Below are 13,720 nucleotides of genomic sequence, written 5' to 3'. Positions count from 1 at the left end.
CCCAAAGTGGTCAAATCTGGGCGGTCAGGCGAGCCAGGCGCTCAGGGCGCGTTCACCGCGGCGCATCACCCGGCGGTGGGCGGCGGCGTAGAGCGGTCGCAGGACCGGGGTCGTCCAGCGCATCCAGCGGCGCGCCGGAGCGACGGTCCAGGTGATCCGGACGTGCGTCCCACCCTGCTCGTCCGGCGCCAGCTCGACGTCGCCCGTCCCGTTCAGGTCGCCCGAGGCGTCGAAGCCGATCGACGTCGCCGGACGGGTGCGCAGCGAGTGCAGCCGGAACCTCAGGCGGTAGCCGAGCCCGCTGCGGGTCGCGACGTGCAGCACGTCCCCGTCACGGCGGTCGACGACCAGGTCGGGCCACCACGCGAACGGGTCCGCGTCGTCGACGAACGCGTCGAAGACGGCCCACACCCGGTCAGGCGGAGCCGCGACGGTCCAGGTCGAGACCAGGACGTAGGGCTCCGGCGTCACGGCTCAGGCCCGCGACGTCCGCCGGACCCACCAGAGCCCGACGAACGGCAGCACCAGCGGGACGAAGCCGTATCCCGCACCGAAGTCGCTCCAGACCGTCGCGTCCGGGAAGAGCTCACCGTCGACCAGCGTCAGCACGCCGACCCCCAGCACGCCGACCAGCTCGAAGCCGATCGTCGCCACCGCGAGACCGCGACGGTCGGTCGCGAGCGCGTACGTGGCGACGACGTAGACGATGCCCGCGACCGCCGAGAGCGTGTAGGCCACTGGTGCGTCGGAGGCCTTGGCGGCGAGCTGGTAGATCGAGCGGGCCGACGCCGCGAGCGCGAAGACGGCGTAGATCGCCACCAGCGCACGGCCGAAACCGGCGGAGGTCGAACCACCGCTCCTGAATGTCTCAGACATAGGCTCCCTGCCAGATCCCGAGCACACGGACGACCAGGACGGCCACCGTCAGCATCGCCACGACGACGACCCCGGAGCCCCACCGCGACTTCTCGGCCACACCCCAGAGGATCGCAGCGGGCGGGATCACGAGCGTGGTCACGAGGTACGAGATGAACAGGACGCCGTCGACGTCGCGGTCGGTGCGGCCCAGCGCGATCGACCCACTGATCAGCAGCGCGATCAGCAGGAGCTCGAGCACCGACACGACGTAGAACAAGCCATTCGAGAACGGTGCCTCGCGCCACAGGTGCCACCCCGCGTACAGGGCTGCGACCAGCGCGTACGCCGTGACCGCGTAGGCGACGGGATCGTTCACGCCGTTCCTCTCACCTGGCCCGGATCTCCGCCACGGAGTCTGTCACAAAGCCGTTCCAGGTCGACACGCGGCGGAACATGAAGTGGCCCACCCCGCGCAGGGAGGTCCACTCGACGCTCGAGGCCACGGAGCGGGCCCGCTCGGCCCACACCTTGCTGAGGGGTGCGGAGGTCCAGCGGTCGCGCGTCCCGTGGATGATCCGCACGTCGCGGTCGGCCACCCCGGCGATCGGTTCGCCCTCCGGCAGCCACGGGGCGAGCGCGACCACACCGATGACGCCCTTCTCGTCGGCGACCCGGCACGCGGTGCGACCGCCCATCGAGTGGCCGACGAGCACGATCGGCAGGCCCGGGTGGTTCTCACGGATCTCCGCCAGCGCGGCGCGGGCGTCGCCCACCGGCGAGGGGGCTGACGGGTCGTTCCAGCCGCGCGCCCCGAACCGGATCACGTACGTGACGGTCGTGCCGTCGAAGGCGCCCACGCGCTTGGCCATCGCGTTGATGCGCCACCAGCTGGCGTGCTTCTTCTCCACGGGCTCGAGATTGTTCTGCTGGCCACCATGCAGAAACAGGACGGCACACCGCGGATCGGACGTATCGTGGAGTCGATCAAGGACGTAGGGCACGACCGCCATCGTCACACGGCCGATCGGGGTCCGCAGACCGGATCGTCCGTGATGCACGCCACCGAGAATCCCTGCTCCGCCAGACCCATCCGACGGTGTCCCGGCAGCGAAATCCTTGTGAAGCGTCCAGAAAGGCCAGCCGATGACCCCCTCGTCCGTACCGTCGTCATCCGACGACAAGCGCCACCTGTCGTCCGTCGACGACGCCCCGGCGCTGGACCTGGACGACCTCCTCGTGCGCACCGCACGCGGCGACGACCAGGCCTTCGCGGCGCTGTACGACGCCCTGGGAGCGCCGGTCCACGGCCTCACGCGGCGCCTGCTCCGCAACCCGGCCCGGGCCGAGGAAGTCACCCAGGAGGTCTTCCTCCAGGTGTGGCGGACCGCGAACCGGTTCGACCCGGCGCGCGGACGCGCCAAGACCTGGGTGCTCGTCCTGGCTCACCGCCGGGCCGTCGACGCCATCCGCCACGACCAGGCTGCCTCCGACCGCGAGGACTCCTACGACTGGGTCGGGGGACCCGACCACGACGTCGTCAGTGAGGAAGTCATCGTGAACCTCGAGCACCAGCAGGTCCGCCGCTGCATGGACGGGCTGACCGACCTGCAGCGCGAGTCGGTCAACCTCGCCTACTTCGGCGGGTACAGCTATCCCGAGGTGGCCGAGCTGCTCGACGCCAACCTCGCCACCGTCAAGACCCGAATGAGGGACGGCCTGATCCGTCTCCGCGACTGCATGGGGGTGACCGCATGACCATCGACCTCCACTCCCTCGTGGGCCCCTACGCCCTCGACGTCCTGGATCCCGACGAGCGCGACGAGTTCGAGGCGCACCTGTCGGACTGCCCGACCTGCCGTGAGGAGGTCGACGGCTTCATCGCCACGGCCGTCCGCCTCGGCGAGGCCGTCGCGCAGGATCCGCCGGACGCGCTGCGTGCCAAGATCCTGGCCGCTGCGGCCACCACGCCCCAGGAGCGGCCCACGGTCGTCCCGATGCGTCGCAAGCGTCCGCTGCGCTCACGCCTCCCCGGTCTCGTCGCGGCTGCCGCCGTGCTCGTCGCCGGTGCGGGCGTCGCGGGCTACGTCATCGAGCACCAGCAAGTCGAGAACGTCCGTGCCGAGCAGTCGGCGGTCGAGCTCGTGATGACCGCTGCGGACGCCCAGATCTCCGACACGCAGCTCAACGGTGGCGGGACGATGCGCCTGGTGCACTCGGCGTCGCAGGACGCAGCGGTCGTGACCGTCAGCAGCCTGCCCGCGCTCGACGACCAGGTCTACCAGCTGTGGACCATGCGCGAGGGCGTGCCGCAGTCGGCAGGCGTGATCGACGGTTCCGACATGAAGTACGTGTCGGGCGTCGACGGAGCCGACCAGGTGGCCGTCACGGTCGAGCCCAGCGGGGGCTCCGAGAAGCCCACCTCGCTGCCGATCGGCACCGTGGCGATCTGACGGAAACGTCAGCGTGTCGCTCTGACAAGATGGGCGACGTGCAGAAACCGATCGTCCTGATCAGCCCGGCGATGGCCATCGGCTCCCGGTACTACGGGCCGCTGGTGACCTCGTTCGGGCGTCACGGGTGGGACGCCCGTGCCCTCGCGCGGCGTGGCTTCGAGCAGGACCTCCCCCGCGCCTCACGACGCGCCGACTGGTCCTACGCCGACGAGATCGCCGACCTCGGCGAGGCCGTCCGCGCGGCTCGCGCCGAGCAGGCCGACCGTCCCGTCATCGTGCTGGGGCACAGCCTCGGCGGACAGATCGCCGCCGGGTTGTCGCTCACGAGCAGTGATGCGGACGACCGGCCCGACGCGTTCGTCGGCATCGGCACGTCGACCCCGTTCTTCCGCCGGTACCCGCACGCCGGGATCCCCGTGCTGGCAGCCGGGGCGATGGCCTGGCCACTGACGCTCGCCTTCGGGTACCTGCCGAAGCCGGCGTTCGGAGCGCCCGGCGCCCGCACGCTGATGCGGGAGTGGGGCCGGTGGGCCGTGACGGGCCGCCCGCCGTTCCGCGCCGACGGCCGGTTCGACGTCCCGAGCCTCATCATCAAGCTGCAGGCCGACCCGTACGCCGTCTCGGCCGCGACCGACGACTTCGTCGAGCGGTTCTGCGACCCCGGTCTCACGACCCGCTGGACCTACACCGCCAAGGCGGCCGGCCCGCACGGCACGACCGACCACGTCCGCTGGGTGCGCAGCCCCGACGTCGTGGTCGACCGTGTCGTCGACTGGTTCGCTCAGGCCTCCGCGAACGCCTCGAGCGGCGGGCAGGTGCAGGCCAGGTTGCGGTCGCCGTAGGCCTGGTCGATCCGCGCCACCGGCGGCCAGTACTTGTCGTCGGTCGTCCCGGCCGGGAACACGCCCTCGGCGACCGAGTAGGCGTGCTTCCACTCCAGCAGCTCGCGCGCCGTGTGCGGCGCGTTCACCAGCGGATTGTCCTGGGCGTCGACGTCGCCGTTCGCGACCTGGTCGATCTCCGCTCGGATCGCGAGCATCGCGTCGCAGAACCGGTCGAGCTCGGCGAGGTCCTCGGACTCGGTCGGCTCGATCATCAGCGTGCCCGCGACCGGGAAGCTCATGGTCGGCGCGTGGAACCCGTAGTCGACCAGCCGCTTGGCGATGTCGTCGACCGTGAGGCCGGCCGCCTTCGTGAGCGGTCGCAGGTCGAGGATGCACTCGTGGGCCACGAGCCCGTGGTCGCCGGAGTACAGCACCGGGTAGGCCTCCTCGAGCCGCTTCGCGACGTAGTTGGCCGACAGCACGGCGACCGAGGTCGCCTGGGTCAGCCCGTCGGCACCCATCAGCGCGATGTAGGCGAACGGGATCGGCAGGATGCCCGCCGACCCGTACGGCGCGGCGCTGATCGGGCCGAGGCCCTCACGGCGTCCGGCGTCGGGGTGGAGCGGATGCGTCGGGAGGAAGGGGGCCAGGTGCTCGCCCACCGCGACCGGACCGACACCCGGGCCACCGCCGCCGTGCGGGATGCAGAAGGTCTTGTGCAGGTTCAGGTGCGACACGTCGCCGCCGAACTCGCCGGGACGGGCGTGGCCGACCAGCGCGTTGAGGTTGGCACCGTCGACGTACACCTGGCCGCCGTGGGCGTGCACGACGTCGCACAGCTCGGTGATGCCGTGCTCGTACACGCCGTGGGTCGACGGGTAGGTGACCATGATCGCGGCGAGCTCGTCGGCGTGCTTCTCGCACTTGGCGCGCAGGTCGTCGAGGTCGACCTCGCCGTCGTCGGTCGAGGACACGACGACGACCTTCATCCCGGCCATCACCGCGGAGGCGGCGTTCGTGCCGTGGGCCGAGCTGGGGATCAGGCAGATCGTGCGATCCACGTCGCCGCGGCTGCGGTGGTACCCGCGGATGGCCAGCAGGCCCGCGAGCTCGCCCTGCGACCCGGCATTCGGCTGGATCGAGACCTGCGCGTAGCCGGTGAGGTCGGCGAGCCAGCCCTCGAGCAGGTCGATCAGCTCGATGAACCCGATCGCGTCCTCGGCGGGGACGAACGGGTGCAGCTCGGCGAAGCCCGGGTAGCTGATGGGCTCCATCTCGGCCGTCGCGTTGAGCTTCATGGTGCACGAGCCCAGGGGGATCATGCCGCGGTCCAGCGCGTAGTCGCGGTCGCTGAGCTTCTTGAGGTAGCGCAGCATCTGCGTCTCGCTGCGGTGCTCGGTGAAGACCGGGTGCGTCAGGATCGCGTCGGTGCGCAGGAGCGCGGTCGGTAGCGCCGATCCGGGCGTGCCCGCCTGGGCGTCGACACCGAAGGCCGTGAGCACCGCGATGACGTGCTCGCTCGTGGTCGCCTCCGACGTGCTGACACCGACGTGGTCGGCGTCGAGCGGGCGCAGGTGGATCCCGGCCGCACGCGCCGCGGCGACGACGTCGGCAGCGCGGCCCGGGACCCGGGCGGTGATCGTGTCGAAGTAGGCGTCGGCGGTGAGCTCGACTCCCCCGGCCCGCAGGCCTCCGGCGATCGTCGCCGCGTGGCCGTGCGTGCGGGCCGCGATCTCGCGCAGGCCCTCGGCTCCGTGGTACACCGCGTACATCGACGCCGCGACGGCCAGGAGCACCTGCGCCGTGCAGATGTTCGACGTGGCCTTCTCACGACGGATGTGCTGCTCGCGGGTCTGCAGCGCGAGCCGGTAGGCGGGGCGACCGGCAGCGTCGACGGAGACGCCGACGAGGCGGCCCGGCAGGTGGCGCTCCAGGCCCGCGCGCACCGCCATGAAGCCGGCGTGCGGCCCGCCGTAGAACATCGGCACGCCGAAGCGCTGCGCCGAGCCCACGGCGACGTCGGCGCCCATCGAACCGGGCGAGGACAGCAGCACCAGGGCCAGCGGGTCGCTGACGACGACGGCCAGGCCGTTCGCGGCGTGCGTCGCCTCGATCACGGCACGGGGGTCGACGATCGCGCCGTCGGTGCGCGGGTAGGCGATGATCGTGCCGGCGCAGTCGTCGACGGGCAGACCGTTGCTCAGGTCGGCGTGGACGAGCTCGATGCCCATCGCCTCGGCGCGGGTCGCCACGACCGCGATGGTCTGCGGGTGCAGGCCCGTGTCGACCACGACCGGGGCCGACTCGCGTCCACGCACGGCACGGCGGACCAGCGTCATCGCCTCGGCCGCGGCCGTGCCCTCGTCCAGGAGGGAGGAGTTCGCGGTCGGCAGGCCCGTCAGGTCGCCGATCAGCGTCTGGTAGTTCAGCAGCGCCTCGAGGCGGCCCTGGGAGATCTCGGGCTGGTACGGCGTGTAGGCCGTGTACCAGGAGGGGTCCTCCAGGACGTTGCGGCGGATCACCGGCGGGGTCAGCGTCGGGTGGTAGCCCGTGCCGATCATCGCGACGCCGGGCGTGTTGCGCTCGGACAGCTCACGCAGGCGGCCGAGCACCTCGTGCTCGCCCTGACCGATCCGGGCGACGGCCGTGGCCTGCTGGGTACGGATGCCGGCCGGCACGGCGGCGGCCATCAGCGCGTCCAGCGAGTCGAACCCGACTCGGCTGACCATCGCTTCGATGTCGGCGGGACGCGGGCCGATGTGGCGGTCGACGAACGAGGTCACAGAACGCTCCAGATGGGGTCGAGGGGCTGAGCTCCCCTCCCCTTCTGTCGGCAGACCTCCAGAATTGCTTCGTCCGTGTGGTCCTGGGTGCCTGAGAGGTTCCGGGGAGGAATTGCCCCTTCGGCGCTGCCCTGGGTGGGTCAGTCTCTCCCACGCGGCGTCATCAGCCCGGCCAGCCTAGCAAGGGCCGGTCGCCGGGTGGATGCGAACGCGCGGGACGTGGGTCACGTGGGGGTTCGTGGGGAGCCTCGCGGCTGCGTGCGGGCTTTCGGTGGTGGCGGACAAGCGGGCATGGACCGCCCAGCGGGGTGCCGGCTCCGGTCATCCGCCCGGTTCCCACCAGATGTGTGCGCAGAACGGCCTTCCCCGGGCTACCCGTGCAGATGTGTGCAGAAATGCGCCTGAAACTGCCTGATCAAGGCGCATGAGCGCACACATCGTGTGGACCACCCCGGAAGGCGGTCAGATGCCGCAGGCCGGAGCCCACCACTGCTGGTCCATGCCCGCTTGTCACCAACCACGCAGGGCGGGCACGTGCAGGCAGGTCCCGAAGGAACCGAGTCCTCAGCTGGCGCCGCGGGCGCGGCGGCGGGCGGAGAGCTCGTCGTTCGCGTCGGGCACGGCGGCGGTGCGCTCGCTCGGGAGCTCGTGGAGCGAGCCCTCGATCTCCTTCCAGACACCGCCGATGGCGATGCCGAAGACGCCCTGGCCGCCGCGCAGGAGGTCGATGACCTCGTCGGCGGAACGGCACTCGTAGACGCTGGCGCCGTCGCTCATGAGCGTGACCTGGGTCAGGTCGTCGGTGCCGCGCAGGCGCAGGTGGTCGATCGCGGTGCGGATCTGCTGCAGCGAGACGCCGGCGTCGAGCAGGCGCTTGATGATCTTGAGCAGCAGGATGTCGCGGAAGGAGTACAGGCGCTGGGTGCCCGAGCCGGTCGCGGAGCGCACGGTGGGCTCGACGAGCTTGGTGCGGGCCCAGTAGTCGAGCTGGCGGTACGTGATGCCGGCGGCGGAGCAGGCCGTGGGGCCGCGGTAGCCCGTGTCGACGGGGATCGGTGCCAGGTCGTCGTCGAACAGCAGACCCTGGTCGCCGGCTGCGGCAGCAGCAGCGTCGTCAGCATGCTCGGTGTCGCGGGGATCGATCATGGCACGGCCCTTCGATGGCGTCGTTACGGGGAAGACTACCCCGGCCTAATGACATCGGGGAGATTTCGACAGCAACCTCAAGTTAAGGGTGAGGGTTAGGGTCGTCAAGGACCCGCCCGGCGTGTCGCGGCCCGACCACGTCACCCCTCGGCGAAGTCCTCCGGATCGACGTCGTCGAGGAACTCCCGGAAGCGCTCGACCTCTTCCTCCTCCTCGGACTCCGGCACCATCGCCGCGGCGTCGAGGACGTCCTCGGCCACCAGCACCGTGGCAGCGCAGCGCAGGGCGAGCGCGATGCCGTCCGACGGCCGGGCCTCCACGACCGCCCCCGAGGCGAAGTGCAGCTCGGCGAAGAAGATCCCGTCGCGCACGTCGACGATCTCGACCCGCTCGAGATCGTCGCCCATCGCCTCGACCATCGAGGCCATCAGCTCGTGCGTCAGGGGTCGGGCCGTGGGCGTGCCCTGGAGGGCGAAGGCGATGGCAGACGCCTCGACGGCTCCGATCCAGATCGGCACGACACGCGAGCCGCCGACCTCGCGCAGCAGCACCAGCGGCTGGTTGGCGGGCATGTCGACCCGGACCCCGACGATCTCGACCTCGCGCATGCGGATCAGCCCTGCAGGAGCGACCGGAGCACCAGGGTGTGGAGACGGATCGAGCCGGCCGCGAGCGCCGCGGCCGTGGCCTGGGCGTCCTCGCCGGACCGCGGCCCGACGACCTGGTCGACGAGGTCGGCCTCGCGCTGGGCCGCGCTGCGCACCTGGCGCAGGTGCCGGGGCTCGACACCCAGGCGGGCCAGCTCGGCGACCGCGGTGGCGATCGCGAGGTCGTCGCCGTCGTAGTACTTCTGGCGGGCGCGGCGGACGATCAGCCCGTGGGCCTCGATGTCGACCAGCACGGCGTCGTCGATGCCGGCCCGCTCGAGCAGGTCCTCGCGCGAGAGGCGGGCCCGGCTGGGGCGCTCGGTGAACGTCTCGGACGTCGGCAGCCCGTCCTCGGCCAGGGCCAGGTGGCGGCCGGTCTCCTCGCTGGGCGCCCGCCCGTTGTCGAGGTCGTCCAGCACCTGGCGGATGTGGCTGAGGGGCCAGAACGCGTCACGCTGCTGGCGCAGGATGAAGCGCAGCCGCTCGACGTCGCCGAAGCTGAACTTGCGGTAGCCCGAGGGCGTGCGCTCCGGCTCGAGGAGTCCCTCGGACTCCAGGTAGCGGATCTTCGTGATGGTCAGGTCCGGGAACTCCTGCTGGAGCTCGTCGAGGACCTTGCCGATCCCGAGGCGTTCGAAGGAGGCAGCGCCCCCGCTCATGCACGAACCTCGATCATGCTCGTCCCGGCGTGGTGCTGTCGAAGTACAGCAGGCGGAACTTGCCGAACTGCACCTCGTCGCCGCCGGCGAGCACGATGTCGCGCTCGATGCGGTCGCGGTTGACGTACGTGCCGTTCAGGCTGCCCTTGTCGGACACGACGAAGGTCTTGCCCTCGCGACGGAAGGTGGCGTGACGACGCGAGACGCTGATGTCGTCCAGGAAGATGTCGCTCTCGGGGTGACGGCCCACGGTGACCTCCTCCGCGTCGAGCAGGAAGCGCGCTCCGGCCTCGGGGCCACGCTGCACGAGCAGCATCGCCGAACCCGTCGGGAGCTTCTCGACCGTGGCCATGTCCTCGGCGGACATCTCCTCGGTGTCGTGGTCGACGTAGGGGATGTGGGTCGTGTGCTCGATCGAGTCACGCGGATCCGGCTCCGGCGCACCGCCTGGCGTCGTCATCTCCCGGTCCCTTCCTGCAGCGAGGTGCACGCGCCGGGCGCGTGCTGTTCGAGACTCAACCTAACATCCACGAGCGTCACGCCGAGGTGAGTCCGGTGTACTCCTCGGGGGTCAGCAGACCCTCCGTGGCGTCGTCGCCGACCCGGACCTTGAACAGCCAGCCTTCGCCGTAGGGGTCGGAGTTGATGACCTCCTCACCGCCGTCGAGCGCGTCGTTGCGGGCCACGACCTCGCCCGAGACGGGGCTGAAGATGTCGCTGACCGACTTGGTCGACTCCAGCTCACCGACCGTCGAGCCGGCCTCGACCGCGTCGCCGACCTGCGGGAGCTCGACGTAGACGATGTCGCCCAGCTGGTCCTGGGCGAAGTCGGTGATGCCGATCGTCACGACGTCGTCGTCGACGCGCACCCACTCGTGCTCTTCGCTGTAGTACAGGTCCTCGGGAATCACGGGCGCTCCTTCAAGCAGTCCGAAAAGGGGTGGGAAACGCGGGGTCTGGGCGGGTCACGAATCGCCCCGAGCGTACTCGGGGGTCACGGCGTCGGCCAGGGCCGTGATGGTGATGACGTCGAGTCGCTCGACGGCGAGTGTGCCACCTCGCGACTCGACGCGGTCGGAGATCCCGCCGCGGAAGTCGATCGCGGGCGCGAGGGTGGCCGGGTCGCCGATCGCCTCGATCACGTACGGCGCCTCGACCTCCTTGCCGGAGACCAGGATCGAACCGCTGGCGTCGCCGTCGGCGAACCACGTCTGGGCGACGACGCGGGCGTGCCCGTTGATGACGATCGCCTCGGCCCCGGCGTCGCGCAGCTCCTGCACGGCGTCCAGCAGCACCGAGGCCCCGATCGTGCCGGTGGGGTCGGTCAGGGTCAGTCGCACGCCCGGGCCCGTCGCGCCGACGGTGCCGGCGAGGATCGACAGGTCGTCGAGCCGCCGCTGGGCCTCCTTCTGCGCGGTCTCCGAGGCGTCGGTCGACGAGCGGAGGTCGTCGCGCGTGGCGGTGAGGTCCTCGATCTGCTCGGTGAGACGGCCGTTGGTCGCGTCGAGCGTCTTGAGCAGCTCGACGAGCTCGACGCTGCGCAGGTTCTGGTAGCTGTCGGCCTCGTCCTGCCCGAGCTGCACCGTGACGGTGAAGGCGAGCAGGCCGAGCAGCAGGGCCGAGAGGATCTGGCGCGAGCGGCCTCGGGGCGCCGGGCGGGCGGCGGCCTCGGACCCCTCGTCGGTCGCCGTCGCCTCGTCGGTGTCCGGGGTGTCGTCGGTGTCCGGGGTGTCGTCCGGCACCTGCTCGTCAGGCATGGAAGACCCGACGGCGAATGGCGGCGGCGTTGGCGAAGATGCGGATGCCCAGGACGACCAGGACGCCGGTCGAGAGCTGCGACCCGACGCCCAGCTGGTCGCCCAGGAAGACGATGAAGGCGGCGATCAGGACGTTCGAGACGAACGACACGACGAACACGCGGTCGTCGAACCGCTTCTCCCCCACGGCCCGCAGGGCTCCGACGACCGCGTCGAGCGCGGCGACGATCGCGATCGGCAGGTACGGCTGGAGCGCGACCGGGACCTCGGGCTGCAGCACGAGTCCGACGGCGACGCCCACGACGAGTCCGAGAACCGGGATCATGACGTTCCTTCCTCGGGCGGCACCGGCGTGGCGCGGGTGATGGTCGTGCGGTGGTCGGGGGCGGCGGGCAGCACCTGATCGTCGGCATCACTGACGTCGTACGTCAACTCGTCCTGGCTCTGGCGCCGCTCCCAGTATCCGTCCTCACCGCTCGCGTCGAGCCGCTCACGGATCGTGTCACGGTCACCGATCGCCGTGATCACGTAGGGGGCGCCGATCGACGTGAAGTTGATCGTGATGGCACCGCCGGCGGCCCGGAGCGAGGTCAGGGCGCCCCAGCGCTGGCCGTTGACCGCGATCGCCTCGGCACCCCCGATCCACAGCTCGTTGACGAGCGCCCGGAGCTCGCCGTCACTGATCGCGACGCCGGCGGCGGGCTCGATCGAGATCCGCAGGCCGTCGCCCGTGACCGCCGAGGCGCCCGCCGCGAGCTCGTCGCCGAGCGCCTCGGGCGACTTCTCCTGGACGCCACGCAAGGCGTCGACCTCGGCCTCCAGCGAAGCGGCCTGGGCCAGAAGGTCGGCCTGGTTGCTCTGGCCCTTCTCGATGTCGGACAGCAGGGCGTCGCGCGTCTCGCTGCGGGAGGGACGGTCCTGGGCGTACTGGACGGCGGTGATCGTGACCATGAGCATGAACAGGGCGAGCACGACCGCCGTCGCGGCCGTGTTCGTGCCCCGCGAGCGGGAGTACCGACCGGAACGGACGAGGTAGTAGTCGTCGTCGAGCGCGCGCTCGGCGATCTGGTCGAGCAGCCCCGTGGCCTCGCGGCTGTACGGGGTGCGCTGGGGCCGGGGCGAGTCCGTCGACGTGGAGCCCGGCGGGGTGGACACCATCAGCGTCAGCCGGCGGAACGCTCGCGACGCGTGGGTCGCTCGTCAGGGTCGAGCCGCTCGGTGGCGCTCATCAGGCGCCGGACCTGGAAGGCGTAGAGGATGCCGCCCCACCAGTACAGGCCCACGCCCCAGATCGCGAAGCCCCAGCCGAACACGTTGGCGAGGTCGGCGACCGTGCCTGCGCCGTCGCCCAGCAGGAGCAGCGGGAAGGCGTAGAGCAGGCCGGCCGTCGCGGCCTTGCCCAGGAAGTGCACCGGCAGCGAGCTGTAGCCGCGGGTGCGCAGGAACGGGATGAGGCTGAACAGGAACACGTCGCGCAGCGGGATCGCGACGACCAGCCACCAAGGGATGATCTCGCGCAGCCCGAGGCCGACGACGACCGCGAGGATGTACAGGCGGTCGGCGACCGGGTCGAGGATCGCGCCGATCTTGGAGGTCTGGCCGAGCGTGCGCGCGAGCTTGCCGTCGAGGTAGTCGGTGATGCCGGAGGCGATCAGCACGAGCAGGGCGAGCTCGTCCCACTCCGGTCCCAGGACGAGCCACAGGAACACGGGTACCAGCAGCAGCCGGACGAAGCTGAGTGCGTTCGGCACCGTCAGCACGCGATCCTCGGTGTTCATCACCGCAACCCTAGGCCATGACGCCCCGAGACCGGTGTTCCACATCGAGAGACACGACGGGGCTCCGCGTGCGTCCTCCACCCTGAGTGACAGGATGGACGGGCACGACATCGACACACCCAACTGAACTACACGGGGGGCTCTGCGGCCTCCCTGAGGAGGACGCGTGGCTGACTACAGCTTGCCCGATCTGTCGTACGACTACGGTGCCCTGGACCCGCACATCTCCGGCAAGATCATGGAGCTGCACCACTCCAAGCACCATGCCAACTACGTCGCCGGCCTGAACACGGCCCTCGAGAAGCTCGAGGAGGCCCGCGAGACCGAGAACTTCGGCGCGATCGCCGGCATCGAGAAGAACCTGGCGTTCAACCTGGGTGGTCACATCAACCACTCGATCTTCTGGAAGAACCTGTCCCCCGAGGGCGGCGACAAGCCCACGGGCGACCTGGCCGCCGCGCTCGACGAGAACTTCGGCTCGTTCGACAAGTTCCGCGCGCACTTCGAGCAGACCGCGCTGACGATCCAGGGCTCCGGCTGGGCGATCCTCGCGTGGGACAGCCTCGGCCAGAAGCTCCTCGTCGTCCAGCTGTACGACCAGCAGGCCAACATCCCGGCCACGCTGATCCCGATCACGCAGCTCGACATGTGGGAGCACGCCTTCTACCTCGACTACCTCAACGTCAAGGGCGACTACGTCAAGGCGTTCTGGAACATCGTCAACTGGGCCGACGCCCAGGAGCGCTTCACCGCCGCCACCAGCGGCGGCCAGATCATCTTCTGATCGAAGCCCACCTCGAACGGCCCGCACCTGG

Annotated in this window: 18 protein-coding genes and 1 riboswitch; of the genes, 4 read left to right on the top strand and 14 right to left on the bottom strand. The window is 70.7% G+C overall.

Features of this window, described 5'->3' with window-relative positions; all coding sequences use genetic code 11:
* Positions 1 to 24: 24 nt before the first annotated feature.
* Genes ABD127_RS04110 through ABD127_RS04095 form a run of 4 tightly spaced genes read right to left on the bottom strand, consistent with a single transcriptional unit; the run spans position 25 to position 1,868 of the window.
* On the bottom strand, positions 25 to 471 hold the full coding sequence (locus tag ABD127_RS04110) for an SRPBCC family protein (protein ID WP_344198003.1): 447 nt from the start codon (positions 469 to 471) through the stop codon (positions 25 to 27).
* A 3-nt stretch (positions 472 to 474) separates the two neighbouring features.
* Positions 475 to 876 carry a hypothetical protein gene (locus tag ABD127_RS04105; protein ID WP_344198001.1) on the bottom strand — a complete coding sequence of 134 codons (402 nt, stop codon included), beginning with the start codon at positions 874 to 876 and terminating at the stop codon, positions 475 to 477.
* Positions 869 to 1,234: a hypothetical protein gene (locus ABD127_RS04100; protein ID WP_344197999.1), complete on the bottom strand. Its 366-nt coding sequence runs from the start codon at positions 1,232 to 1,234 to the stop codon at positions 869 to 871. The genes ABD127_RS04105 and ABD127_RS04100 overlap by 8 nt, the downstream gene beginning before the upstream one ends.
* Positions 1,235 to 1,244: 10 nt before the next feature.
* Positions 1,245 to 1,868 (bottom strand): alpha/beta fold hydrolase, encoded by a 624-nt coding sequence (locus tag ABD127_RS04095; protein WP_344199410.1) that lies wholly within the window; start codon positions 1,866 to 1,868, stop codon positions 1,245 to 1,247.
* Between the two features lie 133 nt (positions 1,869 to 2,001).
* Between ABD127_RS04095 and sigK the strand changes: the two genes are divergently transcribed.
* Genes sigK through ABD127_RS04080 form a run of 3 tightly spaced genes read left to right on the top strand, consistent with a single transcriptional unit; the run spans position 2,002 to position 4,153 of the window.
* Complete coding sequence (gene sigK, locus ABD127_RS04090; protein WP_344197997.1) at positions 2,002 to 2,613, top strand: ECF RNA polymerase sigma factor SigK; 612 nt, start codon at positions 2,002 to 2,004, stop codon at positions 2,611 to 2,613.
* Positions 2,610 to 3,308 (top strand): anti-sigma factor, encoded by a 699-nt coding sequence (locus tag ABD127_RS04085; RefSeq protein ID WP_344197995.1) that lies wholly within the window; start codon positions 2,610 to 2,612, stop codon positions 3,306 to 3,308. The genes sigK and ABD127_RS04085 overlap by 4 nt, the downstream gene beginning before the upstream one ends.
* 38 nt (positions 3,309 to 3,346) lie before the next feature.
* The gene (locus ABD127_RS04080; protein WP_344197993.1) at positions 3,347 to 4,153 is read left to right on the top strand and encodes an alpha/beta fold hydrolase; all 807 of its coding nucleotides are present in this window, start codon (positions 3,347 to 3,349) and stop codon (positions 4,151 to 4,153) included.
* On the opposite strand, the gene gcvP is transcribed toward ABD127_RS04080, so the two are convergent.
* From gcvP to clsA, 10 genes are all read right to left on the bottom strand, one after another.
* Positions 4,093 to 6,918 (bottom strand): aminomethyl-transferring glycine dehydrogenase, encoded by a 2,826-nt coding sequence (gcvP, locus tag ABD127_RS04075; protein WP_344197991.1) that lies wholly within the window; start codon positions 6,916 to 6,918, stop codon positions 4,093 to 4,095. The two genes, ABD127_RS04080 and gcvP, sit on opposite strands and share 61 nt — an antisense overlap.
* Before the next feature lie 68 nt (positions 6,919 to 6,986).
* Positions 6,987 to 7,081: riboswitch (glycine riboswitch) on the bottom strand.
* Between the two features lie 401 nt (positions 7,082 to 7,482).
* On the bottom strand, positions 7,483 to 8,064 hold the full coding sequence (locus ABD127_RS04070) for a MerR family transcriptional regulator (RefSeq protein WP_344197989.1): 582 nt from the start codon (positions 8,062 to 8,064) through the stop codon (positions 7,483 to 7,485).
* 140 nt (positions 8,065 to 8,204) lie between these two features.
* Positions 8,205 to 8,672: a bifunctional nuclease family protein gene (locus ABD127_RS04065; RefSeq protein WP_344197987.1), complete on the bottom strand. Its 468-nt coding sequence runs from the start codon at positions 8,670 to 8,672 to the stop codon at positions 8,205 to 8,207.
* Between the two features lie 5 nt (positions 8,673 to 8,677).
* A complete protein-coding gene (gene ftsR / locus ABD127_RS04060; protein ID WP_344197985.1) occupies positions 8,678 to 9,370 on the bottom strand; it encodes a transcriptional regulator FtsR in 693 nt (230 codons plus the stop codon).
* A 13-nt stretch (positions 9,371 to 9,383) separates the two neighbouring features.
* Positions 9,384 to 9,830, bottom strand: coding sequence for an FHA domain-containing protein (locus ABD127_RS04055; RefSeq protein ID WP_344197983.1), 447 nt, complete (start codon positions 9,828 to 9,830; stop codon positions 9,384 to 9,386).
* A 76-nt stretch (positions 9,831 to 9,906) separates the two neighbouring features.
* Positions 9,907 to 10,281 (bottom strand): glycine cleavage system protein GcvH, encoded by a 375-nt coding sequence (gene gcvH / locus ABD127_RS04050; protein WP_344197981.1) that lies wholly within the window; start codon positions 10,279 to 10,281, stop codon positions 9,907 to 9,909.
* 54 nt (positions 10,282 to 10,335) lie between these two features.
* Positions 10,336 to 11,127, bottom strand: a complete 792-nt coding sequence (locus ABD127_RS04045) for a DUF881 domain-containing protein (RefSeq protein WP_344197979.1) — start codon at positions 11,125 to 11,127, stop codon at positions 10,336 to 10,338.
* The gene (locus ABD127_RS04040) at positions 11,120 to 11,452 is read right to left on the bottom strand and encodes a small basic family protein (protein WP_344197977.1); all 333 of its coding nucleotides are present in this window, start codon (positions 11,450 to 11,452) and stop codon (positions 11,120 to 11,122) included. The genes ABD127_RS04045 and ABD127_RS04040 overlap by 8 nt, the downstream gene beginning before the upstream one ends.
* Complete coding sequence (locus ABD127_RS04035; protein WP_344197975.1) at positions 11,449 to 12,285, bottom strand: DUF881 domain-containing protein; 837 nt, start codon at positions 12,283 to 12,285, stop codon at positions 11,449 to 11,451. The genes ABD127_RS04040 and ABD127_RS04035 overlap by 4 nt, the downstream gene beginning before the upstream one ends.
* Positions 12,286 to 12,290: 5 nt before the next feature.
* Positions 12,291 to 12,905: a cardiolipin synthase ClsA gene (clsA, locus tag ABD127_RS04030; protein ID WP_344197973.1), complete on the bottom strand. Its 615-nt coding sequence runs from the start codon at positions 12,903 to 12,905 to the stop codon at positions 12,291 to 12,293.
* 166 nt (positions 12,906 to 13,071) lie between these two features.
* Here clsA and ABD127_RS04025 point away from each other — a divergent pair, with 166 nt between their 5' ends.
* Entirely contained in the window at positions 13,072 to 13,689 is a 618-nt protein-coding gene (locus ABD127_RS04025; RefSeq protein WP_344197971.1) for a superoxide dismutase, read from the top strand.
* Positions 13,690 to 13,720 lie beyond the last annotated feature (31 nt).

It is taken from the genome of Aeromicrobium alkaliterrae (assembly GCF_039529015.1).
GTDB classification, from domain to species: domain Bacteria; phylum Actinomycetota; class Actinomycetes; order Propionibacteriales; family Nocardioidaceae; genus Aeromicrobium; species Aeromicrobium alkaliterrae.
The sequence above is the reverse complement of the archived record's forward strand: the minus strand, read 5'-3'. Positions and strand labels throughout refer to the sequence as shown.

Bases quoted from the DNA above. Each gene is read 5' to 3' on its own strand.
- ABD127_RS04065 (WP_344197987.1), bottom strand. From the start codon at position 8,672: ATGCGCGAGGTCGAGATCGTCGGGGTCCGGGTCGACATGCCCGCCAAC.
- ABD127_RS04040 (WP_344197977.1), bottom strand. From the start codon at position 11,452: ATGATCCCGGTTCTCGGACTCGTCGTGGGCGTCGCCGTCGGACTCGTG.
- clsA (WP_344197973.1), bottom strand. From the start codon at position 12,905: ATGAACACCGAGGATCGCGTGCTGACGGTGCCGAACGCACTCAGCTTC.
- ABD127_RS04085 (WP_344197995.1), top strand. From the start codon at position 2,610: ATGACCATCGACCTCCACTCCCTCGTGGGCCCCTACGCCCTCGACGTC.
- ABD127_RS04070 (WP_344197989.1), bottom strand. From the start codon at position 8,064: ATGATCGATCCCCGCGACACCGAGCATGCTGACGACGCTGCTGCTGCC.
- ABD127_RS04045 (WP_344197979.1), bottom strand. From the start codon at position 11,127: ATGCCTGACGAGCAGGTGCCGGACGACACCCCGGACACCGACGACACC.
- ftsR (WP_344197985.1), bottom strand. From the start codon at position 9,370: ATGAGCGGGGGCGCTGCCTCCTTCGAACGCCTCGGGATCGGCAAGGTC.
- ABD127_RS04035 (WP_344197975.1), bottom strand. From the start codon at position 12,285: ATGGTGTCCACCCCGCCGGGCTCCACGTCGACGGACTCGCCCCGGCCC.
- ABD127_RS04105 (WP_344198001.1), bottom strand. From the start codon at position 876: ATGTCTGAGACATTCAGGAGCGGTGGTTCGACCTCCGCCGGTTTCGGC.
- sigK (WP_344197997.1), top strand. From the start codon at position 2,002: ATGACCCCCTCGTCCGTACCGTCGTCATCCGACGACAAGCGCCACCTG.
- ABD127_RS04095 (WP_344199410.1), bottom strand. From the start codon at position 1,868: ATGGCGGTCGTGCCCTACGTCCTTGATCGACTCCACGATACGTCCGAT.
- ABD127_RS04055 (WP_344197983.1), bottom strand. From the start codon at position 9,830: ATGACGACGCCAGGCGGTGCGCCGGAGCCGGATCCGCGTGACTCGATC.